The sequence below is a fragment of the Aeromonas sp. Marseille-Q5825 genome, assembly GCF_946892685.1.
GTDB classification, from domain to species: Bacteria; Pseudomonadota; Gammaproteobacteria; order Enterobacterales; family Aeromonadaceae; genus Aeromonas; species Aeromonas rivipollensis.
In genome coordinates, this window is sequence record NZ_CAMPOU010000004.1 from 32,551 (window position 1) to 59,468 (window position 26,918).

General features: G+C 64.8%; 21 protein-coding genes. 8 read left to right on the forward strand and 13 right to left on the reverse strand.

What is annotated here, in order from left to right:
- Nucleotides 1-303: 303 nt before the first annotated feature.
- Entirely contained in the window at nucleotides 304-1,965 is a 1,662-nt protein-coding gene (locus tag OC537_RS10775) for a sigma-54-dependent Fis family transcriptional regulator (RefSeq protein ID WP_262111142.1), read from the reverse strand.
- A 228-nt stretch (nucleotides 1,966-2,193) separates the two neighbouring features.
- On the opposite strand from OC537_RS10775, the gene OC537_RS10780 reads away from it, so the two are divergent.
- Complete coding sequence (locus OC537_RS10780) at nucleotides 2,194-3,711, forward strand: aldehyde dehydrogenase family protein (protein WP_262111144.1); 1,518 nt, start codon at nucleotides 2,194-2,196, stop codon at nucleotides 3,709-3,711.
- 60 nt (nucleotides 3,712-3,771) lie between these two features.
- On the opposite strand, the gene OC537_RS10785 is transcribed toward OC537_RS10780, so the two are convergent.
- Complete coding sequence (locus OC537_RS10785) at nucleotides 3,772-4,566, reverse strand: AraC family transcriptional regulator (RefSeq protein ID WP_262111146.1); 795 nt, start codon at nucleotides 4,564-4,566, stop codon at nucleotides 3,772-3,774.
- Nucleotides 4,567-4,662: 96 nt separating this feature from the next.
- Between OC537_RS10785 and OC537_RS10790 the strand changes: the two genes are divergently transcribed.
- Complete coding sequence (locus OC537_RS10790) at nucleotides 4,663-5,550, forward strand: DMT family transporter (protein WP_234571049.1); 888 nt, start codon at nucleotides 4,663-4,665, stop codon at nucleotides 5,548-5,550.
- 77 nt (nucleotides 5,551-5,627) lie between these two features.
- Here OC537_RS10790 and OC537_RS10795 read toward each other — a convergent pair whose 3' ends face one another.
- From OC537_RS10795 to OC537_RS10810, 4 genes are read right to left on the reverse strand one after another with little or no spacing between them, the layout of a single operon-like run.
- Nucleotides 5,628-6,320, reverse strand: a complete 693-nt coding sequence (locus OC537_RS10795; RefSeq protein ID WP_042649489.1) for a response regulator — start codon at nucleotides 6,318-6,320, stop codon at nucleotides 5,628-5,630.
- A gap of 3 nt (nucleotides 6,321-6,323) precedes the next feature.
- Entirely contained in the window at nucleotides 6,324-7,889 is a 1,566-nt protein-coding gene (locus OC537_RS10800; RefSeq protein ID WP_106886114.1) for a sensor histidine kinase, read from the reverse strand.
- Nucleotides 7,890-7,906: 17 nt separating this feature from the next.
- A complete protein-coding gene (locus OC537_RS10805) occupies nucleotides 7,907-9,457 on the reverse strand; it encodes an NAD-dependent malic enzyme (RefSeq protein ID WP_262111152.1) in 1,551 nt (516 codons plus the stop codon).
- A 22-nt stretch (nucleotides 9,458-9,479) separates the two neighbouring features.
- Nucleotides 9,480-10,790, reverse strand: a complete 1,311-nt coding sequence (locus tag OC537_RS10810; RefSeq protein WP_262111154.1) for a 2-hydroxycarboxylate transporter family protein — start codon at nucleotides 10,788-10,790, stop codon at nucleotides 9,480-9,482.
- Between the two features lie 218 nt (nucleotides 10,791-11,008).
- Here OC537_RS10810 and slyA point away from each other — a divergent pair, with 218 nt between their 5' ends.
- The 4 genes from slyA (at nucleotide 11,009) to OC537_RS10830 (ending at nucleotide 14,119) form a co-directional block, all read left to right on the forward strand.
- Nucleotides 11,009-11,482, forward strand: a complete 474-nt coding sequence (slyA, locus tag OC537_RS10815) for a transcriptional regulator SlyA (RefSeq protein WP_042040713.1) — start codon at nucleotides 11,009-11,011, stop codon at nucleotides 11,480-11,482.
- A 1-nt stretch (nucleotide 11,483) separates the two neighbouring features.
- Nucleotides 11,484-12,539: an HlyD family secretion protein gene (locus tag OC537_RS10820; RefSeq protein WP_106886112.1), complete on the forward strand. Its 1,056-nt coding sequence runs from the start codon at nucleotides 11,484-11,486 to the stop codon at nucleotides 12,537-12,539.
- A 10-nt stretch (nucleotides 12,540-12,549) separates the two neighbouring features.
- Nucleotides 12,550-13,578, forward strand: a complete 1,029-nt coding sequence (locus tag OC537_RS10825; protein ID WP_262111158.1) for a DUF2955 domain-containing protein — start codon at nucleotides 12,550-12,552, stop codon at nucleotides 13,576-13,578.
- Nucleotides 13,579-13,759: 181 nt separating this feature from the next.
- Complete coding sequence (locus OC537_RS10830; RefSeq protein WP_262111160.1) at nucleotides 13,760-14,119, forward strand: MliC family protein; 360 nt, start codon at nucleotides 13,760-13,762, stop codon at nucleotides 14,117-14,119.
- A 62-nt stretch (nucleotides 14,120-14,181) separates the two neighbouring features.
- Here the strand turns inward: OC537_RS10830 and OC537_RS10835 are convergent, their stop codons facing one another.
- The 4 genes from OC537_RS10835 to nrdD form a co-directional block, all read right to left on the reverse strand.
- Entirely contained in the window at nucleotides 14,182-14,577 is a 396-nt protein-coding gene (locus tag OC537_RS10835; RefSeq protein WP_234570270.1) for an energy transducer TonB, read from the reverse strand.
- A 165-nt stretch (nucleotides 14,578-14,742) separates the two neighbouring features.
- Nucleotides 14,743-14,913: a YqaE/Pmp3 family membrane protein gene (locus tag OC537_RS10840; protein ID WP_025327864.1), complete on the reverse strand. Its 171-nt coding sequence runs from the start codon at nucleotides 14,911-14,913 to the stop codon at nucleotides 14,743-14,745.
- A 162-nt stretch (nucleotides 14,914-15,075) separates the two neighbouring features.
- Nucleotides 15,076-15,591, reverse strand: coding sequence for an anaerobic ribonucleoside-triphosphate reductase-activating protein (nrdG, locus tag OC537_RS10845; RefSeq protein WP_262111165.1), 516 nt, complete (start codon nucleotides 15,589-15,591; stop codon nucleotides 15,076-15,078).
- 242 nt (nucleotides 15,592-15,833) lie between these two features.
- On the reverse strand, nucleotides 15,834-17,951 hold the full coding sequence (gene nrdD, locus OC537_RS10850) for an anaerobic ribonucleoside-triphosphate reductase (RefSeq protein ID WP_262111168.1): 2,118 nt from the start codon (nucleotides 17,949-17,951) through the stop codon (nucleotides 15,834-15,836).
- A gap of 432 nt (nucleotides 17,952-18,383) precedes the next feature.
- On the opposite strand from nrdD, the gene OC537_RS10855 reads away from it, so the two are divergent.
- Nucleotides 18,384-19,358 (forward strand): ABC transporter substrate-binding protein, encoded by a 975-nt coding sequence (locus OC537_RS10855; protein WP_262112201.1) that lies wholly within the window; start codon nucleotides 18,384-18,386, stop codon nucleotides 19,356-19,358.
- Nucleotides 19,359-19,417: 59 nt separating this feature from the next.
- Here OC537_RS10855 and ligA read toward each other — a convergent pair whose 3' ends face one another.
- The 3 genes from ligA to OC537_RS10870 form a co-directional block, all read right to left on the reverse strand.
- Entirely contained in the window at nucleotides 19,418-21,424 is a 2,007-nt protein-coding gene (ligA, locus tag OC537_RS10860; protein ID WP_262111170.1) for an NAD-dependent DNA ligase LigA, read from the reverse strand.
- 99 nt (nucleotides 21,425-21,523) lie between these two features.
- Entirely contained in the window at nucleotides 21,524-22,651 is a 1,128-nt protein-coding gene (gene zipA, locus OC537_RS10865) for a cell division protein ZipA (protein WP_111909952.1), read from the reverse strand.
- Between the two features lie 15 nt (nucleotides 22,652-22,666).
- Nucleotides 22,667-26,041 (reverse strand): AAA family ATPase, encoded by a 3,375-nt coding sequence (locus tag OC537_RS10870; RefSeq protein WP_106886103.1) that lies wholly within the window; start codon nucleotides 26,039-26,041, stop codon nucleotides 22,667-22,669.
- Nucleotides 26,042-26,152: 111 nt separating this feature from the next.
- On the opposite strand from OC537_RS10870, the gene cysZ reads away from it, so the two are divergent.
- Nucleotides 26,153-26,917 (forward strand): sulfate transporter CysZ, encoded by a 765-nt coding sequence (gene cysZ / locus OC537_RS10875; protein ID WP_106886102.1) that lies wholly within the window; start codon nucleotides 26,153-26,155, stop codon nucleotides 26,915-26,917.
- The last annotated feature ends 1 nt before the right edge of the window (nucleotide 26,918 follow it).

The following is a 26,918-nucleotide window of genomic DNA, read 5'->3' on the forward strand; positions in this document are numbered from 1 at the left end:
AAAAAGAGCTTTTACTCTACACCTTGTAATTCTGCACCGTGCTGATCCAGATCCAAGGTTATTACACGCGCCCTCACGGGCGCCGGGGCATTGGTCGGCTCAGCCCGCGAGCAGGGCGTCGCCTGCCATCCGCCGGGCTGTATCCTGTCGGCATTGCACCGCAAGAGGCGGACGCCAGCTCCTGGGGAAACGGGTTCCCGATGTCATCATTCCTTTCACCACTGAGCGCTCCATGCCATGGAAAAATAAAGAAAAATCATCGCAGAGCCCCAGTCTACACAAGCAAGCGGTGCGGCAACACCCCTATCCCTCTTCCCGCAGCGCCCGGTAGAGGGTGGTGCGGCTGATGCCAAGCCGCCGCGCCGCCTCGCTCACGTTGCCGCCACACTCCGTCAGGGTCTGCTGCACCCGCAGCCGGCTCTGTTCGCGCAAGGTGGTGGCGCCCCGGGGAGCCGGCATGGCGGCCACCTCGGGCAGATGCAGGTGGGCGGGTTCAATCCAGCCCTGCCCTTCCGCCAGCACGCAGGCCACCTCCAGCGCCTGCTTGAGCTGGCGCACGTTGCCGGGCAGGGGATGGGCCAGCAGTTGCCGCTCCGCCTGCGGCGTCAGTTGCAGGGCCGGGTCCATCTCCGAGAGCAGGCGCCGGATCACCCCCAGGCGCTCGCCCTGGGGCCAGGCCCGCAGCGGCGCAAGCTGCTGGCGCCAGCCACAGATGCGGTAATAGAGGTCTTCGCGAAAGCCGCCATCCTGCACCATGGCCGTAAGATCCCGGTGGCTGGCGCTGACCAGCCAGAAGTCCACCGGCTCTGGTTTGTGGCTGCCAACCGGCGTCACGCTGCGCTCCTGCAACACCCGCAGCAGCCGGGTCTGGGCCGGGAGCGGCAACTCGCCGATCTCGTCCAGCATCAGGATGCCGCCGTGGGCGGCGCGCAGATAACCCTGACTGCCCTGGCTGCGGGCGCCGCTGAAGGCCCCACCCACATAGCCAAACAGCTCGGCCTCCACCAGATCGGCGGGCAGGGCGCCGCAGTTGACGCACACCAGGGGCTTGCCCCGTCGGCTCGATTGGCGGTGCAGGGCACGCACCAGGTGCTCCTTGCCGCTACCGGTCTCCCCCTCGACAAGCAGCGAGATGCCGCGCTCCAGCATCTTGAGGGGCACCCCGGCGGTAACGGCTGGCTGGGGTTGGTTTTCGGTTTGAATCACCACAGGCTCGGGCTCCAGCCGCAGGCCGCGCCGATCCCGCAGCAGCTGCTTGCCGTCAAACGGGTGCTGGCCGAGCCAGAGCCGTCCTGCCCGGTTGGCCCCGAGCAGCTCGCCCCCCTCCCCCAGCAGCAGGCGGGCGGACCAGAGACTCTGGGGATCGAGATCCACCAGCCAGCCCGGCTGACGCGCCAGCAGGGCGTTTTCCAGGGTCATGGCCAGCAGCCGCACAGTGCCCAGCATGTCGCCGTCGTGGTGGGCCGCATCGGTGGAGATGTCGAGCACCCCCAGCAGTTGCCCGTCCGGCCCGAGCAGGGGGCAGGCACTGCAACTGAGGAAGCTGTGCTGGGCGAAGAAGTGCTGGGCCCCCAGCACCTGCACCTCGCTCTGCTCGGCCAGCGCTGTGCCTATGGCATTGGTACCCTTGCTCGCCTCCCCCCAGCGGGCACCGCTGCGCAAAAAGATCCGCTCGGCGAGGCGGGCGAAGCCATCGTCACCGCTGGCGGCCAAAATGGCCCCCTCGCCGTCACACAGCAGCAGGCGACAGGGCCTGCCCGCCAGCAACTGGGCAAACAGCGGCAACACGAAGCGCTGGAAGCAGGTGATAAGGGTTCTGTGCTGCTCCTGGCGGGCCGACAGCTCTCCCTGGGGCAGCAGATCCAGCTCGGCGCTCTGCTGGCGGAGCAGGCCCTGATGCAGGCAACGCTGCCAGGAGCGCTGGATCGGGCTGGGGCTGGGAATGGACTGAGGTAACTCGCTCATCACGCCTCCTGTTCACAAAGGGCACAGTGTCACGACCACTGTCCAGAAACGGCACAGTCTCATCGCCACGGCCGGGGTCACTGGTTAATCAAGATACGCCGCCGCACCCCGTTTGATAACGTTTTATTAACTTTCGTCCCTCTGGTCAGACCCTCTGGCACGGCCCTTGCGATAGCAGCTGGTCACCGGCCCCGGGCCGGTCAGGACCACACACATAAGGATGATGAGATGATTTACACCGCTCCCGGTCAGGCAGGCGCCCTGGTCAGCTTCAAGTCCCGTTACGACAACTTCATCGGTGGCGACTGGGTGGCCCCCCGCGCCGGCCGCTATTTCGAGAACGTCTCGCCGGTAGATGGCCGGGTATTCTGCGAGGTGGCCAGATCCGACGCCGCCGACATCGAGCTGGCGCTGGATGCCGCCCACAAGGCCTTTGCCAGCTGGAGCAAGACCAGCGTCACCGAGCGCAGCAACCTGCTGCTGCGCATCGCCGATCGCATCGAGCAGAACATAGAGGTGCTCGCCGTCGCCGAGACCTGGGAGAACGGCAAGGCGGTGCGCGAGACCCTGGCCGCCGACCTGCCGCTGGTGGTGGATCATTTCCGCTACTTCGCCGGCTGCATCCGCGCCCAGGAGGGCTCGGCCGCCGAGCTGGATCAGCACACCGTCAGCTACCACTTCAAGGAGCCCATAGGCGTGGTCGGCCAGATCATCCCCTGGAACTTCCCGCTGTTGATGGCAGCCTGGAAGCTGGCTCCTGTGTTGGCGGCCGGTTGCTGCAGCGTGCTCAAGCCAGCCGAACAGACCCCGGTCACCATCATGCTGATGATGGATCTCATCAAGGACATACTGCCCCCCGGCGTGGTCAACGTGGTCAATGGCTTCGGCGCCGAGGCGGGTCAGGCGCTGGCTACCAGCGACAGGATCCAGAAGCTGGCCTTTACCGGTTCGACCGAAGTCGGCGCCCATATACTGCGCTGCGCCGCCGACAAGCTTATTCCCTCCACCGTCGAGCTGGGCGGCAAGTCCCCCAACATCTACTTTGCCGATGTGATGCAGCATGAGAGCAGCTACATCGACAAGGCGGTGGAAGGCATGCTGATGACCTTCTTCAACCAGGGCGAAGTGTGCACCTGCCCCTCTCGCGCCCTGGTGCAGGCCAGCATCTATGACGACTTCATGGACAGGGTGCTGGCCCGCGCCCGCACCATAGTGCAGGGCAACCCCCTGGACACCACGACCCAGGTGGGCGCCCAGGCGTCCCGGGAGCAGTTCGACAAGATACTGAGCTACATGGAGATTGGCCGCGGCGAGGGGGCCAAGATGCTGATAGGCGGCGGCCCGGCCAAAGTGAATGGCCTTGAGGGGGGCTTCTACATCCAGCCCACCATCTTCTCGGGTCAGAACAAGATGCGGGTGTTCCAGGAGGAGATCTTCGGGCCGGCCCTCGGGGTCACCACCTTCAAGGACGAGGCGGATGCCCTGGCCATTGCCAACGACACCCAGTATGGCCTGGGGGCGGGTCTCTGGACCCGGGACAGCAACCTGGCCTGGCGCATGGGGCGCGGCATCCAGGCTGGCCGGGTCTGGGTCAACTGCTACCACGCCTACCCGGCCCACGCCGCCTTCGGCGGCTACAAGAAGTCAGGCATAGGCCGCGAGACCCACAAGATGATGCTGGATCACTACCAGAACACCAAGAACCTGCTGGTGAGCCACGACATCAACCCCCTCGGCTTCTTCTGATCCTGCCACCTCTGATGACAAGGGCGCCTGCAGGCGCCCTCTCTTTTTCCACCAGGCTCATCAACCCCCTGGCTGGCCCAGCTGCTGGCGATAACGCTGGGGGGCACACCCCTGCTCACGCTGGAACATGGCGATAAAGGCCGAGGTCGAGGTGTAACCCAGGCGCCAGGCTATCTCCTGCACCGGCATCTCCCCCCGCAGCCAGTCCAGCGCCTTGACCATGCGCAGCCGGGTGCGCCACTGGCCGAGGCTCATGCCCAGCTCCTTCTGGCAGCGCCGCGCCAGGGTGCGCTCGGTGCTGTGCAAGACCTTGGCCCATTCGGCCAGGGTGCGGTTGTCCTCGGGAGCCGCGTGCAGCGCGGCCAGCAGCGGGGCCAGCAGGCGGTCGCGACTCTGGGGCAGGTAGCTCGGCTGGCAGCGGGTGCGGGCCAGCTTCTCGATGAAGAGCTCCCCCTGGCGCGCGTCCCACTCGTCCTCCAGATGGCCGACCCGGCGCTGGGTAAAATCCTCCAGCAGGGCCCGCAGCAAGGGGGTCAATTCCAGCAGTTGGGGTTCCCTTGGCAGGCGCGGGGCCAGCGCATGGCTCACATAGATGGAGGTGTAGTCCAGGGTCTGCTCGTTGAAGGCGCTGTGGGGCAGGTTGGCCGGCACCCAGATGAGGTAGTCGGCCGGCGCCACCAGTCGCTCTCCCCCGACCTCCACCACCATGACCCCCAGGCTGATGAGGCTGAGCTGGCCCCAGGGGTGGGTATGCTCGGCGCAGGCATTGCCCCCCTGGATCTGGCGGTAGCGAAAATAGAGGGGGTTGGGGTCGCCCAGCAGGCGATCCTGCTCGGCCAGGGTGAGGCTGCCCATGAAGATTGTCCCAAAGCGGTTATGACATGTCTTATTTACGCTACTTGCATCGTTCAAGACAAGGCTAGACTCTCGTCATCGTATCAAGGAGTGCCTATGCCCTTTCTCTTCCCCCTGCTCGCCATCCTGATCTGGGCCGCCAATACGGTGGTCTCCAAGGCCGCCGCCGGCGTGCTGGATCCCGCCGCCATCTCCTTCTACCGCTGGGTGATCGCCGCCCTGGCGCTCTCCCCCTTCTGCCTGCCGCAGCTATGGCGCCGCCGCGCCGAGATCCGTCCCTGGCTCGGCAAGCTGCTGGTGCTGGCGGCCCTTGGCATGGTGCTCTACCAGTGCCTGGCCTACTACGCCGCCCACAGCACCTCGGCCACCAACATGGGGGTCATCGGCTCCCTCATACCGCTGCTGACCCTGCTGCAGAGCGCCCTCTTCTTCGGCCAGCGCCCGGGCAAGCAGGCGCTGCTCGGCATGAGCCTCTCCCTGTTCGGGGTGCTCTGGCTGCTGGGTCAGGGCAACCCCCTGGCCTTGCTGCACGACGGCATCAATCCGGGGGATGGCCTCATGCTGCTCGGCTCCGCCAGCTATGCGCTCTATGGCCTGCTGATCCGCCGCTGGCAACTGCCGTTCGGCCCCTGGCTCAACCTCTATCTGCAGATCCTGCTGGCGGTGCTGCTGCTGATCCCGGTCGCCCTGAGTGCGGACTCCCTGGCGGTGCCTGCCGAAGGCTGGGGTCTGGTGCTGTTCGCCGGGCTCGCCTCCTCCCTGCTGGCGGCCTACTGCTGGATGCGCGGCCTGGCAAGCATGGGGGCGGAGCGCACCTCTGTGTTCATGAACCTGATGCCCCTGTGCACGGCGCTGATCGCCGTCATCTCCCTGGGGGAGCCCATCCATGGCCATCACCTGCTCGGCGGCGGCCTGATCCTGACCGGCGTCATGATCTCCCAGTTCAAGCCGAGGGCACGCCCCGCCCTGGTAGAAGGGGCATAAGCCGGCGAGCGCCGTTGCTGCGCAATGAAAGAAGGGAGCCTCGGGCTCCCTTCTTTCATCAGCGGGTTAGAACAGCCTCAGCTGCTCCGGCGCCAGTGATAACGCCGCTCGGGGCGACCGCGCTGGCCGTAGTTGAGATCCACGTCCAGCTTGTCTTCGGACTCCAGAAACTCCAGGTAGCGGCGCGCCGTGGTGCGGCTGAGTGACAGGCGCAGCGCCACCGTATCGGTGGAGAAGGCGGTGTCCGGCTCCCCCGCCAGCAGCTCCAGCACCTGGCGCAAGGTGATGGCGTCTATGCCCTTGGGGGTGTCGCGCACCTCCCTCGGCTGAATCCGCCCCTTGCCCATCAGGCGATCGAGATCGCTCTGCTCCAGCAGGCCGCGCTCGCACAGGCGGCGGTGCAGGGTCAGGATCTCGTCCAGGCTCTGCTGGATGCGAAACAGCCGCAGCGGCTTGATGATGTAGTCCTGCACCCCGAGATTCAGGGCCTGCTGTATGGTTTCCACGTCGCAGGAAGCGGTCACCATGACCACGAAGACCTCCCGATTGTGGCTGCGCAGCCGGTTCACCCACTCAAGACCCGAGCCGTCCGGCAGGGAGATGTCCACCACCAGCAACTGGGGTTCGGTGGCACGCATCATGAGATCGGCCTGGGCCAGGCTCTCGGCCCGCCCCAGCAGGGAGTAGCCCGGGGTCGAGGAGATAAGCTCCGCCAGGATGGCGCCGATCCGCTCGTCGTCCTCGATAACAAGAGTGAAAATTGGCTTCATGACTCACACCAATTGGTTTTTATTCAAATAGATACCGAACAAGGTGGTCTGTTCGGCGGTGCGGCGCCATTCTATCACACCCCCACGGCGGGCCACCGTCTTCTTGACCAGGAAGAGGCCTACGCCATGATCGCCGGTCTGGCGACTGATCCCATAGTCGAACAGGTGATCCGCCAGCGCCTCGTCCACCCCCTCGCCGCTGTCCTCCACCTCGATCACCAGCCGACGCCCGAAGTCATCCACCGAGATGAGCACCCGGGGCGCGCACCGCTGGCGGTTCGCCCAGGCGGCCCTGATGCCGTTGTCCAGCAGGTTGCCGATGCAGGTGATGAGATCCGCCGACACCTCGGCCGGGTACTCCCCGAGGGCCGAGCCGGGATCCAGCACCAGCTCGACTCCCAGCTCCCGCGCCCGGCTGAACTTGCCGAGGATGAGGCCGGCCACCGGCTTGTTCTCGATGGAGCGCAGCAGATCCTGCAGCATGGTCTGGCAGGCCTCGTTCTCCTGCTGGATCAGCTCCACCGCCTGATCCACGTGACCGAGCTGCAGCAGGCCGGAGAGGCTGCTCAGCTTGTTGGCGAACTCGTGGGTCTGGATCCGCAGCATCTCGGCATACTGGCGCAAGTGAGTCACCTGCATGCCGAGGCTGCCGGTGCCGTCCGGTCGGCTGAAGATCAGCATGCGGCCCGGCTCGCGGCCGCTGAGATCCTGCCAGTGACCGACAAAGGCCTCCCCCTGCACGGTGAAGTTCACCCCCCCCTGCTGGTTCAGGGCGGGCAGAAGGCTGGGGGCCAGCTCGGCCAGGGATTGCCCCAGCAGGGCGTGGCGGCCGGTGCCCGGTAGCCGCAACTGGTAGAAGGCCGCGCTGTTGAGCATCTTGATGCGATGGTTGCCATCGAGGGCCACTATCCCCTCCGAGATGCCCTCCAGCACCAGATCCTGCTGGGCGAAGCGGTTGACTATGGTCTCCGGCTCCAGATCCAGCAGGGTGCGCCGCAGCCGGTGCTGCAACCAGAGCGCCAGCAGCAGGCCGCAGCCCAGCACGGCGCCGATGGCGCTGATGAGCAGGGCTATCCGCTCCAGATAGATGCCCTCCACAGTCCGCATCAGGTAGCCCACCGCCACCGCCCCTATGGCGCGCCCGTCCGCCCCTATCACCGGCGAGAAGCAGCGGATGGCCGGGCCGAGCGTGCCCTTGTCCCTGGAGCAATAGCTGCGCCGCTCCTGGATCGCCGGCCAGATGTCCTCGCCACGGAAGGTCGCACCGACCAGCTCGGGTGACGGATGGCTCAGGCGGCGGGCGTGCTCGTCCGTCACCACCATGTAGGCGGCATCGGTGCGGTTGCAGATCCCCTGCACATAGTCCCGTAGGCCGGGATCATTGCCCTGCTGCAGGGCCTGCACCACCCGGCTGTCCGCCGCCAGCACCCGGGCCAGATCGCTCCCCTTCTCCTCCAGGTTGCTCTCCAGCAGGTGGCGGATAAAGAGGGCGAGCAGCCCTCCCAAGATCAGGATCAGCAGCAGTGACAGCCCGAGGGAGAGGGTGACCAGTTGGTGGCGAAGTTTCATCGATTAACCTTGCAAGCTCAGGAGGCGGACCAATAGTGCGGGCGCCACCAGGTCTGGTCAATGAGCGGCGCGGGATCACCGTCAAAATCCGCCAACCCCTCCTCGCGGGCGGTCAGGGCCACGGCCCTGGCAACCGCGCGGGCCACCTCTCCCACCTGTTCGATAGGGGGCAGCAGCCGACCCGTCACCAGCGGATAGGCACCCACAGCCCGCACCGCGGCCAGCAGCATGCCATCGCTGATACGACGCGCCTTGACCGCGCAGGCCCCCAGGCCAATGCCCGGGAAGACATAGACGTTGTTGCACTGGGAGACCACCCGCGCCTCCCCAGCCACCTCGACCGGGGCGAAGGGGCTGCCGGTGGCGAGCAGGGCACGCCCCTCGGTCGCCTGCCACACCTGCTCCGGGGTCGCCTCGGCGCTGCGGGTCGGGTTGGAGAGCGGCAGTATCACAGGGCGCTCGCACGCCTCCCCCATGGCGCCAAGCACCTGCTCGGTGAAGAGGCCGCCCTGGCCGCTCACCCCGATCAGCACCCCGGGCCTCAGCCGGGCGATGAGCTCGGACAGGGAGCCGCAGGCCTCCTCTGCCGGGCGGGCGAAAGGCTGCTGGGAAGGGGTCAGGTTGGCCCTGTCCAGGCAGACCAGGCCGTCCTGATCGAACAACTGCACCCGCTCTGGGCTGCCCGCCAGCCGGGCCAGCATGGCGGCGATGCCGCAGCCCGCCGAGCCCGCGCCGACGATGAGCACCGGCGTGTCGGCAAGGGTGCTTCCCGCCTGTTGCAACCCCGCCAGCACGCAGGCGGAGGCGACCGCCGCCGTGCCCTGGATGTCGTCGTTGAACATGCAGAGCTCGTCCCGGTAGCGGGCCAGCAGGTTGGCGGCATGCTTGCCGGCGAAGTCCTCGAACTGCAGCACCACTTGGGGCCAGCGTTTATGGATGGCCGCCACTACCTTGTCCATGAAGTGGTAGTAGGTCTCGCCGTCGATGCGCGGGGCCTGCCAGCCGAGGTAGGAGTCATCCTCCAGCAGGGCCGGGTTGTTGGTGCCCACGTCCACGCACAGGGGCAGGGTGCGGGCCGGGTTGATGCCACCGGCGGCGCTGTAGAGCGCCAGCTTGCCGATGCAGATCCCCATGCCGCCGATGCCGAGATCGCCGAGCCCCAGCACCCGCTCCCCGTCGGAGATGACGATGACGTCCACCTCCTGCTCTACCGCGGCGAAGATGGCGTCCAGCTCGTCCCTGTCGTGCCAGGAGAGGTAGAGACCGTGGCTGCGCAGGTAGAGATCGCTGTGCCGCTGGCAGGCTTCCCCCACCACAGGGGTGTAGATGATGGGCAGGAGCTCGGGCAGGTGGTGGCGCACCAGATCGTAAAACAGCACAGGGTTGTCCTCCTGCAACTGGCGCAGCAGCAGGTGCTGATCGAAGGGGCTTTGCATGGCCGAGACTAGGCGGTAGATGCGGCGGCGCTGCTGGGAGAGGGACTCCTCCTTGTGAGGCATGCGCCCCATCAGCCCCTGACGCTTGCGTTCGGCATAGGGCAGACTGGTGCCCATCATGATGTCGTTCATGTCGTTTTCCTGTATCCGGTCGTCACGCGAGCAGAGAGATGAGGGCGGTGGCCAGGATCAGCATCACGGCCCCGCCGAGGCGAGAAGAGATCTGGGCGAAGGGCATCAGCTTCATGCGCTGGGCTGCCGACAGCACGGCCACGTCGCCGGTGCCCCCCATGTTGGCCATGCACAGGCCACCGGTGATGGCCGCCTCTATGGGATAAAAACCTATCATGCGCCCCACCAGGGCCGCCCCCAGGGCGCCGCCGACCACAGTGGTCAGCACCATGATGAAGTAGTTGACCGAGAAGGCGCCGATGAGCTCGGGGATACTGGTGTAGGCCACCCCTATGCCCACCAGCAGGGAGGGGGTGAGGTTGCTCACCACGAACTGATACCAGTCGGCGGCCGCCTGCTCGTAGCGGCGCGGCAGCACGCCGCTCACCTTGATAAAGGCCACCGCCAGTATCATCAGGGCGAAGGGGTGCATGGGGATGAAGTTGCCGAGCAAGGAGCCCAGCACGAACATGCTGGAGCTGATGAAGAGCCCGAGACCCAGGCTCTGCAGGGTCGGCGCCTCGGCCTGCTCGTCGGCGACGCTCTGGCTGTTTTCCTTGACCATCAGCTTGCCGTTGCCGGTCAGGGAGGGGTAACGACGACCGAGGCGCGCCAGCAGGGAGCCCACCAGTATGGCCAGGGTGTTGGCGATCACCACGGCGGGCACCATGCGCGACAGCAGGTCGGCGCTGGACATCTGCAAGGGGCCGGAGAGGATCTCCACCAGGGGCACGGCGCCGGCGCCCATGCCGCCACCCATGATGGGCAGACCGATGAGCAGCACCGCATTCTTGAAGCCGTACCCCATCAGGGAGCCGACCAGGCCGACGCTGACCAGCGCCAGCGCCACGCCCCCCAGGATCACCGGCAGGTAACGCATGGCGGCGTTTTTGAGCAGGGCGCCGCTCATGCCGAACACAGATCCTGTCACCAGGCTGGCGATGAAGAAGTTCAGAAAGCCCCCCTCCTTCATGAAGCGGGTGATCACCTCACCGGCCTCGACCGGCAGAATCCGGTACTCGAACAGCGCTGCGCCGCCGAAGATGGCGAGTATGGTGCCGCCCCCCAGGTATTCCCGTATGGGAGGGATCCGCTCGCCCAGCTCGCTCAGCAGGGTGCCGAGCACAAACATCAGCGCCAGGGCGCCGACCATGCCGAGCGGCAGGGAGCCGTTCCAGCCGGCGTAGAGGACGCAGGTGGCAAGCCCAAGGAAGATCATCATGGGCATGCCGGCGATCTGCTGGTCGCTCCAGGCGCCCTTCATCTGTACTTCGGGGGTAGAGAGGTTTTTCATTGTTATGCTCCAGCTTGTGGTGTGGCGCCACTCTACGTATCCCCTCCTGCGCTGTCGGTTAGCGGGCCTGCAAAGCCATATAAAAACATTGAAACCTTAAGCACCATTGCCCTCCCCGCGTCCCCTGCCCCCGAAACTGAATGTGAGCTGAATCACGCTTTACTTAGCCTGCGAAATAAATATAATGCTTAGCAGGCTAAGTATATGAGGTATCTGCCATGAAAAAGGATCTGGAGATGTTGCGCGAGCTCTCCCTCGCCGAACAACTGGGGCGACTGCACCGGCTGTGGCGCACCGTGGCCGATATCGAGCTGGCCCCCTTGGGTTTGACCCATCCGCGCTGGACCGCGCTCTGGAAGCTGAGCCGCCTCGGCGGCCACCTCAGCCAGAAGACCCTGGCCGAGGCGCTGGAGATAGAGCTGCCCTCCCTGATGCGCACCCTGGGTCAGCTGGAAGAGCTGGCGCTGATCGAGCGCCACTGCTGCAGCCAGGACAAGCGCGCCCGCATCGTCACCCTGACCCCGGCCGGCAAGGCGCTGCTCGACAAGATCGAGGATCGCATCATGGAGGTCCGCCGGGATCTGCTGGCAGGCATCAGCCAGCAGGAGCTGGCCCAGTTTGAAGAGATAGTGCACCGCATCTCCGCCAATGCCCTCGGCAAGATCGGTGCCCAGCATGAAGAGAGAGAATAAGATGACCCCGGATCAACAATTCAAACGCTGGATCAAGTGGGCCATGGCCTGCTTCATCCTGGTGTTCGGCTACTTCCTGCTGGCCGACATCAAGATGCCCCTCACCCCCCAGGCCATGGCCACCCGGGTCGTCACCAAGATGGCGCCCCAGGTCAGCGGCAAGGTGGTCGAGGTCGCAGTGGTGAACAACCAGCACGTCAAACAGGGGGATCTGCTGTTCGTGCTGGATCCGGCCCCCTTCGAGCTCGCGGTCGAGCAGGCCAGACTCGCCCTGGATCAGGCCGAGCAACAGAATCGCCAGCTGGATGCGACCCTGAACGCCGCCGCCGCCGACTTCAGCTCGCTGCAGACCCAGACCGCCCAGAAACAGCGGGAGGCCGAGCGCATCGATACCCTCTATCGCCGTCACATGGTCTCTGAGCAGCAGAAAGATGACGCCGACAGCGCCGCCCGCACCGCCCGTGCCAACCTGCTGGCCAGCCAGGCCCGCATGGAGCAGGCTCGCGTCAACCGAGGCCTGGCCGGCGATGACAACCTGCTGCTGCGCCAGGCGCGCAACCGCCTCGCCCAGGCAGAGCTCAACCTCACCTATAGTCAGGTCCATGCGAGCCAGGATGGCATCATCACCAACCTGCAGCTCAAGCCCGGCAGCGTGGCCACGGCGGGTTCTCCCCTGCTGGCCCTGGTGTCGGAGCAGGTGGATGTGATCGCCGATTTTCGCGAGAAGAGCCTGCGTAACATCACCCCGCAGAGCCGGGCGCTGGTCGCCTTCGACGGCGAGCCCGGCCGCCTCTACCCGGCCCGGGTCGCCAGCCTGGACGCCGGGGTCAGCGCCGGCCAGTTCGACGCCAACGGCCTCTTGGCCAATCCCATCGAGTCCGATCGCTGGGTGCGGGATGCCCAGCGACTGCGCCTGCACCTGACCCTGGATCAGTTGCCCGCCCATCTGCCGGCCGGGGCCCGCGCCACTGTCCAGCTGCTGCCGGACAACGCCCTGAGCGCGCTCTTTGCCCGCGGCCAGATCCGCCTGCTCAGCCTGCTGCACTACATCTACTGAGATGACGACCATGAACCTGTGGCACAGACCCCTCACCGCCAACGAGCTGCGCCAGTGTCTGCGCATCGCCTTCGGCTGCACCCTGGGGTTTGTACTGTGCAAGATCTTCGGCTGGAGCAACGGGGTCTTCTTCACCGTCACCCCTGTATTGCTGCTCGGCATGATCCCGGTGATGAACGGCCACGCCGCCCGCCAGCTTATCGCCTCAGCCGCCATGTGCGGGCTGGAGGTCGGCCTGCTGGGCGGCCTGTTCGGCAGTCATCCCGGGCTGATGACCCCCCTGGTCTTTTTGCTGTTCCTCTACCGCTTCGCCGCCATGTCCCGGGGCAGCCTCTTCCTGTTTGGCGCCAACGGCGTGCTCAGCCTCAGCATCATGCTGCACTTTGCCAGCTACCCCGGAACCGATCTGAACGATCTCATCTTCAGCAACCTCTGGGCCAGCATACTGTCGGTGCTCATCGCCTACCTGATGACGGCTCTGATCCCGGATGTGGAGGCGCGGCCCGCCCCCACCCCCTCTCCCAAGGCGCCCCACCGGATGCGCCACGAGGCCCTGCTCGGTGCCAGCATCGCCACCCTGTCGTTCCTGGTATTCCAGCTGTTCGATCTGCGCGACTCCATGTCCGCCCAGGCGACCACACTGCTGGTGCTCTTCCCCATGCACTGGGACGGGGCCCTGAGCTACGCCCGCAAGCGCGCCATGGGCACCCTGCTGGGGGTGAGTTTCGGCATCCTGGGGCAGCTGGTGCTCTATGACTGGTCTGGTCTGCTGCTGCTGGTCACCCCCCTGCTCTGGCTCGGGGCCATGCTGTTCAGCCATGCCCATGTGAAGGAGGCGAGCGGCTCCGGGGTCGGCTTCGGCGCCCTCACCACCCTCGGCATACTGTTTGGTCAGTACCTGACCCCGGGCAACGATCTGGTGTTCAGCGCCCTCTACCGGGTCAGCAGCATCCTCTTTGCCATCGTCGCCACCCTGCTGGCCTGCTACCTGATCCACCGTCTGCTCAACCGTTTCGAGGCGACCCGCTTCGGTTATTGATCCCCTTTCCAATGGCCAAGGATGTGCTGTCTTTCGCCCCGCAACCCTGCGGGGCGTTTTTTTGCCCGCAGGCTCCACAGTGCGACGGACGCATCCCGACGCAAGGGGGACACACCGAGGTTGCAGTTGATCCTCAGCCTGTTAGGCTCAAGGCCATATGACACCGTTCAAAGGATGCGACATGAAACAGACCAATTTGGCACTACTGGGTCTGGGTACCCTGACCCTGCTGAGCGGCTGCGATCTGGGCGCTGGCAAGCTGGGGGTCACGGGGGGCGATCCTGTCACCTATCTGTGCGAGCAGAACCAGAAGGTGCAGGTGCGCTACTTCACCCTCTCGGACGAGAGCCTGAACTTCGTCAAGCTCTCCCTGCCCGATGGCAAGGACTACACCCTGCCCCAGGCGGTCTCTGCCTCCGGGGCCCGCTACACCGACGATCACGAGGTGGTCTGGTGGAACAAGGGGAAGGAAGGCTTCGTGGAGATGCGCGATGAAGCCGGGGAGTGGCAGAGCCGCTACAACGACTGCAAGGAGCAATAAGCCCCGACAGCCACAGCTCCCCCGCACAATGACAAAGACCCCGGCCAAGGCCGGGGTCTTTGTCATTGGGGCGTCCCCTTGAGCCGGAAGCGCTGCACCACCTGGACGGGGATAGCCTCCGGATTCTGCTCGGCGACCCGATAGCGCATCTTTGACAGTGCCGTCAGGGCGGCCAGCTCCAGCACCCCAGCCGGCTCCGCCGCCAGTATCTCGGGGCTGAACAGATTGCCGTTGGAGTCGATGAGGTAGCGAATATCCACGAACCCCTCAACCGGCGCCTTCATAGGCCGTTTGAGGGGCAGGTTGAATTGCGTCATCTCCCCTTCCTGCACCCAGTAGAGACACAGATCCTCCTCCGAGACCTCCCGTGGCGGCTGGTTCAGCTTCACGGTGGGACTCGGGCTGGCGCAGCCCCCCAGCATCAGGGCGGCCCCCAGCAGCGCTATCTTCAAGTTCATTCAACACTCCTTGTCCTGTAACCGCTCGGCTCCCTGAGCGGTCGGCTTGGCCAGGGGGCAGTGTCAACCAATCAGCCTCATTCAGGAATCCCCCATCTGGCGGGCGAGTCTCGCAGGCAATAAAAAGGCCAACCCTAAGGTTGGCCTCTGCTGCAAGGGAATGACTCAGGCGCGCTTGTCGCTGACCACCAGCCAGAGCGCATGGACCATGCCGGGCAGGCCGCCGAGCAGGGTCAGCACTATGTTGATGAAGAAGTGCAGGCTTAAGCCCACCTGGATAAAGGCACAGACCGGCGGCAGGAAGATGGCCAGCAGGATCTTGAGCAGATTGTTCATCTCATGGTTCCTCATGAAAGATGTCATGTGATTCGGATGGGCTAACCATAAACAGCCTTGCCCACAACTGCAAACCACAGCGGACACCTTTCGCGCCTTTATCACCCGGGATTGAGCCAGGGTTCAGCTGACGGTGGTCGGCGCACTCAGGAAGCGCAATGTTCAGGCCAGCAGCTGGCAGGGGATCCGGCTCTTATGCTCCCGCTCCCGCCAGGCGTCGAGGTCGTGGATGATCTGGTTGCTGCTCCCGCGCCAGAGCAAGCCGGGGTCGGCCAGCTCCTTCTCGAACTTGCCATCCACCAGCACATCCAGTAAGCAAACCAGCTCGCGCTGGGCCGGGCTGAGCTCGCCGAGCAGGTAGCCGGTCCAGCACCAGATGTCCTTGCCGGGGCACTCTGCCCGCACCCGTTTCACCAGCGCCAGCACCTGGGGGACGTTGGCCGGGTGGAGCGGATCACCACCGGAGAGCGACAGACCTCGCCGCTTGATGCGCGTGTCGTTGAGGTCGCTAATGACACGATCGCTCATCGCCTCATCAAACGGCTTGCCCCCATCGAGGCGCCAGGTGCTCTGGTTGTAGCAACCCGGACACTGGTGCTCGCAGCCCGACACAAACAGGGTAGCCCGGGTGCCGGGGCCGTTCACCACATCGACCGGGTAGTATTGGTGGTAGTGCATCTTGTCTCTCGGTTCACTGTTTGGCAGGCAAGTGATGATGGATTTTCAGCCCCCTCATCCCCAGCCCTTCTCCCACTCTTTTTCAACGTGAGCGGGAGAAGGGTGCAGAGCGACGTATTGCGGATAGTCCCGAGGAAACCAGCTTGCCAATCAGAACAAGAGCTGACTGTCGCTCTTCGGCCCCCACAGCTCAGCTATCGGTTCCCTCTCCCTCTGGGAGAGGGCCAGGGTGAGGGCTCGGCTTACATATGTTTGACCCGGCGCTTCACTTCTTCCTGCTTGCCCGCGTTGAAGGGGCGCGCATCCGGGCTGCCGAGGTAGCCGCAGACACGGCGGGTCACCGACACCTTGGCGGGGTCGTGGTTGCCGCAGCGCGGGCAGGTAAAGCCCTTGGAGGTACACTCGAACTCGCCGGTGAAGCCGCAGTCGTAGCACTCGTCTATGGGGGTGTTGGTGCCGTAGTAGGGCACCTTGTCATAGCTGTAGTCCCAGACGTTTTCGAGCGCTTCCAGGTTGTGCTGGATGTTGGGGTACTCGCCGTAGCAGATGAAGCCGCCGCTGGCGATGGGCGGATAGGGCGCCTCGAAGTCCAGCTTGTCGTAGGGGTTGACCTGCTTCTCCACATCCAGGTGGAAGCTGTTGGTGTAGTAACCCTTGTCGGTCACCCCGGCCACCACGCCGAACTCCTTGGCGTCGATGCGGCAAAAGCGGGTGCAGAGGTTCTCGCTCGGGGTGGAGTAGAGGCTGAAACCGTAGCCGGTCTCCTCCTTCCACTCGTCGGTGGCCGCCTTGAGGCGCGCTATGATGGCGATGGCCTTCTCCCGCAGTACCTCACTGTCAAACAGATGGGTGTCTGTGCCGAACAGGGCGTTGATGGTCTCGTGCACCCCGATATAGCCGAGCGAAATGGAAGCGCGGCCATTTTTAAAGATCTCGCTGACGTTGTCGTCGGCCTTGAGCCGCACACCGCAGGCCCCTTCCATATAGAGGATGGGGGCGACCCGCGCCTTGACGCCATCCAGTCGCTCGATGCGGTACATCAGCGCCTGCTTGGCCACGCGCAGGGCCGCATCCAGCTTGTCCCAGAAATCCGCCTCGTCACGGGATTTCAGGGCGATGCGCGGCAGGTTGAGGCTCACCACCCCTATGTTGTTGCGCCCTTCATGAATGAGCTCGCCATTCTCCTCATAAGCGCCGAGGAAGGAGCGGCAGCCCATGGGGGTCTTGAAGGAGCCGGTCACCTTCACTACCTGGTCATGGTTGAGTATGTCCGGGTACATCCGCTTGGAGGCGCACTCCAGCGCCAGCCGCTTGATGTCGTAGTTGGGATCCCCCGGCTTGTGGTTGAGGCCATCCTTGATGGCGAACACCAGTTTCGGGAAGACGGCTGTCTTCTTGTTCTTGCCGAGGCCGGCGATGCGGTTGCCGAGGATGGCCCCCTGGATCATCCGCGACTCCCAGCTGTCGCCCAGGCCGAAGCCGAAGGTGACGAAGGGGGTCTGGCCGTTGGCGGTGTGCAGGGTGTTGACCTCGTACTCCAGGGACTGGAAGGCGTCGTAGCACTCCTTCTCGGTACGGGCCATGGCGTAGGCGTCCACGTCGCTGATGCCCCACTCCTCGGCCACTTCCCTGTGTTTCTGCCAGCTGATGGTCACATAGGGGGCCAGCACCTCGTCGATGCGGTTGATGGTGGTGCCGCCATAGATGTGGCTCGCCACCTGGGCGATGATCTGGGCGGTCACGGCGGTGGCCGTGCTGATGGATTTGGGGGTATCAATCTCCGCATTGCCCATCTTGAAGCCGTGGGTCAGCATCCCCTGCAAGTCAATCAGCATGCAGTTGAACATGGGGAAGAAGGGGGAGTAGTCGAGATCGTGGAAGTGCAGATCGCCGCTCTCGTGGGCCTGCACCACCTCGCGGGGCAGCATGTGGCTGATGGCGTAGTGCTTGGCGACTATGCCCGCCAGCAGGTCGCGCTGGGTCGGGATCACCTTGGAGTCCTTGTTGGCGTTCTCGTTGAGCAAAGCCGCGTTGGTCTGCTCCACCAGGCCGCGGATCTCCTGGGCCAGCCGGCCGCGGGCCTCGCGAGCCTGATCCCGGTCGTGACGGTACTCGATGTAGGCGCGGGCGATGGCCTTGTCGTCGGAAGCCATCAGGTGGTTCTCGACCCGGTTCTGGATCTCGTGGATATCCACCTCACCCCGCCCTTCCAGCTCCTGACTGACCGCGCTTGAGATACGCTCGGCCAGCGCCGGATTGGCCTGATTGACCGCTTCCGCCGCCCGGCTCACTGCCTCGGCGATCAGCTGGCCATTGAATGGTGCGCGACATCCATCACGTTTGATCACTACCGGTTTCATCGATTTTCCCCGCATTAAAGGCCTGGCAGCCACCCTGGGCTCACCCTTGTTGAGTCCCCTTCTCCACACCCTATCCCCGGCGCACATGCATTCAGCCGAGGCGTGAGAGGCCCGGGCTGACGCTGAGAGGGAGACGACTTATGCACAGCTTGATAACACTATATATGGGTATTTTTTTTATGCTAACCCCTATATGTGGTAGCTATTAGGCCCCAAAGCGATTGCCCGTTTCTTGATCCAGGACAGGTTTTGGAAGGAGTGGCGCAGTTCACAACCAGCGTCAAAAGAGGCTATTTCTGTGCATCCCAGACGGGGTGCGGGCTGGCGCCCGATGAGGGGTGCCAAGAAAGAATGGCACCATCTGACAACAATTGACTAAGGCATCAAGGAGCCGGAACGCACATAATGGGTGCAGTGTCCTGCCAATGGAAGATGAACGTGACCAAGGTGTTGCTCCTGCTAGCCCTTTTCCCGCTCCAGTTGATGGCCGCCGAGATCCTGGTGATCAGCAGCTACCATCAGGCCAATCTGTGGGATCAGAGCTACAGCGCCGGCCTGAAGAAGCACCTCAAGGGCGAGCACCACATCAGCCACTTCTACCTGGATACCAAGCGTCAGCCTCACCAGACCCGGGAGCAGCTCGTCAGCCAGGGGATGGCGGCCTATCAGGCGCGCAAACCGGCCCTGGTGGTGCTCGGCGATGACAACGCCATCAACGCCCTCGCCCGCCCCATCGCCGCCCTGGGCACACCTGTGGTGTTTCTCGGCATGAACGAGAATCCCCGCCCCAAGGGACTGGTCGGCCATCCCCAGATCACAGGCGTGCTGGAGCGGCCTCTACTCAAGCGCAACATCAGCGAGATGAGCCAGCTGATGGGGGGGCTGGGCAAGGCGCTGGTGCTGTTCGATGCGAGCGAGGTGTCGCGCACCGCCATCGAGGATGAGTTCACGACCCCCGACGAGCAGCGGGTCGGCCAGACCAGGGTCAACAACCAGCAGATCGATGACTACCGGCGCTGGCAGGAGGTGGTGCTCGCCAGTCGGCAGAACGGCTATGAAGCTATCTTCCTCGGCCTCTATCACACCCTCACGGACGAGCAGGGGCTGCATGTGAGCGAGCAGCAGGTGCTGGCCTGGACCAGCGCCAACAGCCCTGTGCCCCTGTTCGGTTTCTGGGAGTTTGCGGTGGGGCCGCACCGCACCATAGGCGGCCTGGTGCTCGATGGCCACACCCAGGGGGAGAAGGCGGCCGAGCTGGCCAATGCCATACTGGCGGGCACGGCGCCGGGGGCCCTCTCACCCCGCGCCGCCCAGCGTGGCGAATACCTGTTCAGCAAGAGCGAGCTGGCACGCTGGCAGCTTGAGGCGCCATCAAGATGGCAGGGGCGGGTGACCTATGTCGACTGAGCCCGAAAACGACAGACCCGGCCATCTGGCCGGGTCTGTTTTATTGTGTGCCTGCCGACTCAGGGCTGGATCGCCGCCTGCAACTCGGCTTCGGTCCAGACGGTGATGCCGAGCTCCTGCGCCTTGGCAAGCTTGGAGCCGGCGGCTTCCCCTGCCACCAGCACATCGGTCTTGGCAGATACCGAGCCCGCCACCTTGGCCCCCAGGGCCTGCAGCGCCGCCTTGGCATCGTTGCGGGACAAGGTGGTGAGGGTACCGGTCAGCACGAAGGTCTTGCCGGCGAAGGGCTGATCGCTTGCCTCCTTCTTCTCGATGGCCGGCCAGTGGATACCGGCCGCCAGCAGGGCCTCCAGCACTTCGATATTGTGGGGCTGACGCAGGAAGTAGTAGACATGCTTGGCCACTATGTCGCCCACGTCGGCCACCTCGAGCAACTGCTCCACCGAGGCTGCACGCAGGGCTTCCAGGGTGAGGAAGTGGTTGGCGAGATTGAGGGCGGTCGCCTCCCCCACCTCGCGAATGCCCAAGGCAAACAGGAAGCGGGGCAAGGTGGTGCTGCGGGCCTTGTCGATGGCCGCCACCAGATTGAGGGCAGATTTTTGCCCCATCCGCTCGAGACCGGCCAGCTGGATGGCGTTGAGGCTGAACAGATCCGCCGGTGTCTTCACCAGCCCCTTGTCCACCAGCTGCTCCACAATCTTGTCACCCAAACCGTCCACATCCATGGCGCGGCGTGCGGCGAAGTGCTTGATCGCCTCCTTGCGCTGGGCCTCGCAAAACAGGCCGCCGGAGCAGCGGGTCACCGCCTCCCCTTCCAGTCGCTCCACCGCCGAGCCGCACACAGGGCACTGGGTGGGGAAGAGGATCTCCCGAGCATCCGCGGGGCGCTGGGCCTCTACCACGGCCACTATCTGCGGGATCACGTCCCCCGCCCGTCGCACTATCACGGTGTCGCCGATCATGACGCCGAGGCGTTCAATCTCGTCGGCATTATGCAGGGTGGCGTTGGAAACGGTGACGCCGCCGACAAACACCGGTTTAAGCTTGGCCACCGGGGTGACGGCGCCGGTACGGCCCACCTGGAACTCGACATTCTCCAGCAGGGTCATCTCCTCTTCTGCCGGGAACTTGTGGGCCGTGGCCCAGCGCGGGGCCCGGGCCACGAAGCCTAGCTCCTGCTGCAGTGCTATGTCGTCCACCTTGTAGACAACGCCATCGATCTCGTAGGGCAGCTCGCTGCGGCGGGCCAGGATGTCGTCGTGGAAGGCCTGGCAACCGGCCGCCCCCTCCTTGAGCTTCACCTCGGGACTGAGCGGCAACCCCCAGGCCTTGAGCTGGTTGAGGCGAGTGAAGTGGGAGTTCCCCAGCTCGTCGCCGCCCACACCCACGCCATAGGCGTAGAAGCTCAGGGGACGGCTGGCGGTGATGCGGGAATCGAGCTGGCGCAGGCTGCCGGCGGCGGCGTTGCGCGGGTTGACGAACACCTTCTCCCCTGCCGCCAGCGCCTTGGCATTCATCGCCTCGAAACCGGCCTTGGGCATGAAGACCTCCCCCCTCACCTCTAAACGGGCGGGCCAGCCCGAGCCCCGCAGGACGAGCGGAATGGCCTTGATGGTGCGCACGTTCTCGGTGATCTCCTCCCCCGTGGTGCCATCCCCCCGGGTGGCCGCCTGCACCAGCTGGCCGTCCACATAGAGCAGGCTGACCGCCAGACCATCCAGCTTGGGCTCGCAGCAGAAGGTGAAGTTCAGCTCGCGCTTGAGGCGGTCGCGCATGCGCTGCTCGAAGGCCTGCAGCTCTTCGGCGCTGAAGACGTTGTCCAGGCTCAGCATGGGGATCTCGTGGCGCACCTGGCTGAAGGCCGAGAGCGGCTGGCCGCCGACCCGCACACTGGGGGAGGCCGGGGTTTTCAGCTCGGGATGCTCGGCCTCCAGCGCAATCAGCTCGCGCATCAGGCGATCGTATTCGGCGTCCGGCACCGTGGGGTTATCCAGCACATAGTACTGATGGCCGTATTCGGTCAGCAGCTCACACAGTTGACGGTGGCGGGAGAGGATGTCGCTCATGAAGAAGTCTCGAAGTGTGATGGAACAATCAGTCTGGGGCAGAAATGAAAATGCGGCACCGGGGTACCGCACTTTTCATTGCTGAGGCCCCACGGCACATCAGTCGCGGCTGGCCTCGTAGGCCGCCAGCTCATGGCGATAACGGGCAATGTCGTCGTCGCTCAGCGGGCTGCGCGAGGCATCGGTCAGCATGGCGTCGAGATCGCTCGCCAGCTGATCCGCCGCCTGCAACATGTGCTCGAACGCAAAGGCCGCGTTGCTGCGCAGGGGCAGTTGCATGAAGAGGGACACACCCGGGGTGCTGAACTGCTCCATGCGATAGGGGTTGAAGGTACCCGGCTTGACCATGTTGATCATGGAGAAGAGCACTTCACCCTTGCCGTTGAGATCTTCATGGCGGTGGAAGATATCCATCTCGCCAAACTTGAAGCCCAGCGCCAGCAGGGAGGAGAGCAGGGTAGCCCCTTGCAGATCGTGGCCAGGACGGGCCATCAGGTTGATGACATAGACGTCCTGCCAGATCTTCTCGACCGGCGGCAGCTCCTGGACGGGCTCGGCCACCTGGACCGGCTCTTCGTAGGCGGGCTCGTCATCATAATCGGGCTCTTCATACGCAGACACGGGCTGGGCATAGCGGGCTTGCTGCTGCGGCGCGGGTTCGCGGGCACCGAAGGTCGGCGCCTGGGCGTAAGCCGGCTCCACCAGCGGCTCGTCGTCCAATGGCTGCATCATGGGTTCGCGCTGGGGGCGGGAGCGGTGCACCGGGGTACGGCGGATCACCTGGGCAGGCTTGCGTACCGGCGCGGCAGGCACCTCTTCGACAGGCTCGGCGCTCGGCTCGTCATAGTCATCTTCTTCTTCATAGACGGGCGGCGGCGTCACCGGACGAGGGGCTGGCTTGCGAACCACGGGCGGCGGCAGCTCGTCATCCTCGTCGTCATCGAAGGCGGGCACTGTGGCGGCACGGCGGGGTTCCGGCTGATGGGCCTCGTCGCTGCGCAGCTTGGGCTCGGCACGACGGCCGCCGCTGACCACGCGCACCTGGCCAATGCCATCGCTGTCAAACGCATCGCTGTCACGATCCCGTGACTTGGATTCCATCCGACCCAGGGGTTTTTCCTTGATCGGTGCCTGACGGTTCTTTCTGTTGCTCCACAACCCGTGAATGAGCAATGCCGCGATGGCAATACCGCCCAGGGCAACCAAGATGTAACGCAATTCCTGCATTAGCTGCTTCTCTTTCTAGTTTTGCTCAGCCAAAGCGACGGCTTCACCGATGTCAACCGACACGATACGAGAAACCCCGGGCTCTTGCATCGTGACGCCTATCAGCTGCTCGGCCATCTCCATGGAGACCTTATTATGACTGATGTAAACGAACTGTACTGTGCTCGACATCTCTTTGACAAGAGAACAGAAGCGACCCACGTTCACTTCATCGAGCGGTGCATCCACCTCATCCAGCAGACAGAAGGGTGCTGGATTGAGTCTGAAGATGGCAAAAACCAGCGCAAGAGCGGTTAGCGCCTTCTCCCCCCCGGAAAGCAGGGCAATGGTAGCATTCTTCTTGCCCGGAGGTCTTGCCATGATGCTCACTCCGGCTTCCAAAAGATCGTCCGAGGTCAGCTCAAGCCAGGCACTCCCCCCGCCGAACACTTTCGGGAACAGGGATTTTAAATCTTCGTTGACCTTATCGAAAGTGTCACGGAAGCGTATTTGTGTTTCTTTATCAATTCTTTTAATGGCTTGGCTCAAGGTTTCCAGCGCCTGCTCCAGATCCTGGCACTGGTTTTCCAGGTAGCTTGCGCGGGTTTTCGCCTCTTCATACTCCTCCAGCGCCGCCAGGTTGATGGCGCCAAGTGCCTCCACCTGTGTCTCCAGGGTCTGGATCTCCTGGCGCAACTTGCCGCGATCGGCGGCGATAAGCACGGCCTGATCGAGATCCACCAGGCGCACTCCCAGCTCTTCGAACTGCTCGTGCAGCCCCTGTCGCCGGGTCAGGTTGCGCTCCCGCTCCAGTCTGAGCTGAGCCAGCTTCTCCTGCAGGGTCACCAGCTGCTTGTGGTCGGCGCTTCTGGCTTGCTCCAGCTCGGTCAGCTGACGCTCTAGCTCGGCGAGCCGCTGATGGCAGGCCAGCTGCTGCGCCTCCAGGTTGCGTTGCTCCGCCAGCAGGGGCGAGATGTCCTGCACCGCCTGGGCGTCCGGTCCCTTGAGCTCGGCCAGTTCCAGCCCGAGCCGTGCCAGCTCCTGCTCGCGCAGGGCGATGAACTGCGCCAGATTTTGCTGCGCCAGTTGCCAGCGCTGGCAGTTTGCCTGCTGCTGCTCCCGGCGCGCACGCGCCTCCTCCAGCGCCCGCTCGGCACCTGTGACCCCTTCCTGGGCCAGCAAGAGTGCCTCGGCAAGGGGCTCTCCTTGCTCCTGCAGCTCGGCAAGGTGCGCCTCTTCCAGCTCGAGCCGCTGCTGGGCCGCAGCCAGTCGCTCGGCCTCCTCGGCCTGCTCCTTGTCCAGCCGGATCAACTCTTCCCCAAGCTGGCCGAGGCGCAGCAGCCGCTCCTGACGCTGACCCTGCTGCAGGCTCCAGGCTTCCCGCAGTTGCTGCCATTGCTGCTCCTGCTCGCGCAGGGTGCGCTGGCTCGCCTCACAGGCGCTGTGCAAATGGGCACGATCGGCATCTGCTGCCTTCAACTGGGCATCCAGCCGAACCAGCGCCTGCTCCCCTGCGGTCAGTTCGGTGTGTAACCGCTCACGTTCACCGAGCAGCGCCAGGGTGCCGAGGGCGCCACCCTGGCCGAGATCGGCCCAGTTCGGGCCAAACCACTCCCCCGCCGGGGTCAGCACAGACTCACCGGCCAAGAGGGATGACTGGCGGGCCAAGGCAGCTTCCCTGTCATCGGCCAGCCAGATGACGTTGAGGAAGGCGGGGATGTGATCCCCCTCGAGCCGGGCCGCCAGGGTGCCGGGCACCGCAGGGTGTGCCGGGCCTATCCAGAGCCCGCCCTGCTCGAGGTTGCATTGGTCCCCCGGCTGGGCGGTGAGCCAGCGCCCGAGCACCTTGTCCAGCGCCTGGGCCCACTCGGGGGCGACCTGCAGCCGATCCGCCAGGGTGGCGCCCAGCATCTGCTCCCCCAGCATCTGATTAAGAGTGGTGAGGCGGGCGCCGAGCTCGCGCAGCAGGCCGCCCTGCCGATCCCGCTCTCCCTTGAGAGCCTCGTGGCTGGCCACGCTGGCCTGCCATTGCGCCTCCAGCTCCCCGTGGCGGGCCCGGGAGAGCGCCAGCTCGGCCGACAGGGCATCCAGCGCGGGTTGCAGACTCTCACCTTCCCCGCCGAGGGGGCCGGCCTGTTCATCCGCCAGCTTGAGTCGCGCCAGCCGGGTCTTGGCCTGCAGCTCCTGCAGGCCATTCACCTGGGTGCGGGTCTGGTTGAGCCTGCCCTGTGCCTGGCCGAGCTGCTGCTGCCACTGCTGCTGGCGTTGGCGGGCCAGCTCCAGCCGCTCGCCGGCCGCGAGGCGAACGGCCTGCTGATCGGCGAGTAACTGCTCACACTGCTCGAGGCGCGCCGACTCCAGCTCTCCCTGGAGGACGCCCTCGGCCTGCTGCTCCTGCTGGCTGGCCAGCTGGGCCTTGATGCCGTCGATGCGCTCGCCGAGGGCCTGACGCCGCACCTGCCAGTCGCGACCGAGCTCGGTCTGGTGAAGCTGCTGTTGCTCGAGGCGGGCGATGGCCTGGCCGCCGAGGAAGATCTGCTGCTGGCGACTCGCCTGCTCGGCCTGGGCCTCCTGGCGGGCCACCGACAGGGTGACGTGGCGCCCCTCATCCTGGGTACGCTTGGCATCGAGGGCCGCCAGCGCCTGCTCGGCCTGGGCCAGCTCGCTCTTGGCCTCGCCGAGGCGGGTCTCCAGCGCCCACAGCTCGGAGCCGATGAGCTCGGCCCTTGCGGCGCGCGAACGCCCCTTGAGCTGCTTGTAGCGCTCGGCGGTTTCGGCCTGGGATTTGAGGTGCTCGAGGCGGGAGCCCAGCTCGCCACGAATGTCGCCGAGGCGCTCCAGGTTCTCCTGGGTGTGGCGGATGCGCTGCTCCGTCTCCCGGCGCCGCTCCTTGTAGCGGGAGACCCCCGCCGCCTCCTCCATGAAGAGCTTGAGGTCCGCCGGGCGCGACTCCACCAGCCGGCTGACGGTGCCCTGTTCTATGATGGCGTAGCTGCGCGGACCCAGGCCGGTGCCGAGGAAGAGATCGGTCACGTCCTTGCGGCGGCACTTCTGGCCGTTGATCTGGTAGTGGTTGGAGCCGTCCCGCAGCACCTCGCGGCGTACCGAGATCTCGGTATAACGGCCAAATTCACCGGGCACCCGGTTGTGGGGGTTGTCGAACACCAGCTCCACCGAGGCGCGGCCATGGGGGCTGCGATTGATGGAGCCGTTGAAGATGACGTCCGTCATGTTCTCGCCGCGCAGGTGGCGGGCCGAGCTCTCCCCCAGCACCCAGCGCACGGCGTCGATGACGTTGGATTTGCCGCAGCCGTTGGGGCCCACCACGGCAGTCATGTCGGCCGACAGTTCGATGCGGGTCGGCTCGACGAACGACTTGAAGCCGGCGAGTTTGATCAGTTTCAGACGCATGGCGGCCTATGTGGGTAGCGAAATAAAGAGGAGGCGGGCAGGCGACTTTACCAAATTGGAGGCTTGTTTGTAATATGCTGGCACCCTCCCCCCTTCATTGATGGATCTCAGATGAACCAATCCCCTCACATGGTCAAAGATTCGGTCAGCGGCGCAGACTACTTCCTGCGCGGCTTCTCCCTCATCCGCCAGCCGGGCATCCGCACCTTCGTGCTGATCCCCCTGCTGGTCAACTTCGTGCTGTTCGCCGGCGCCTTCTATGCCCTGCTGCTGCAACTCGACGGCCTGTTCGCCTGGCTGCACCAGCAGATCCCGGCCTGGCTCTCCTGGCTCGACTACCTGCTGTGGCCCATCGCTCTGGTCACCATACTGGTGGTGTTCTCCTTCATCTTCAGCTCGGTGATCAACTGGATAGCGGCCCCCTTCAACGGCCTGCTGGCGGAGAAGGTGGAGCAGATCCTCACCGGCGAGGCGGTGAGCGACACCGGCATGCTGGACGTGGTCAAGGATGTGCCGCGCACCTTCAGCCGGGAGTGGACCAAGCTGAAGTACTATCTACCCAAGGCCATCGGCTGCCTGATCCTGTTCCTCATTCCCGTGGTGGGGCAGACCCTGGCCCCTGTGCTCTGGTTCCTGTTCAGCGCCTGGATGATGGCGATCCAGTACATCGACTATCCATTTGACAACCACAAGATAAACTTCATCACCATGCGCGACGCCCTCAAGCAGCGCCGCGGCAAGTGCCTGAGCTTCGGTGCCCTGGTCACCCTCTTCTCCGCCATTCCCGTGGTGAATCTGTTCGTGATGCCGGTGGCCATCTGCGGCGCCACCGCCATGTGGGTGGATCAGTATCGCAGCGAGCAGCTCCGCCGCTGAG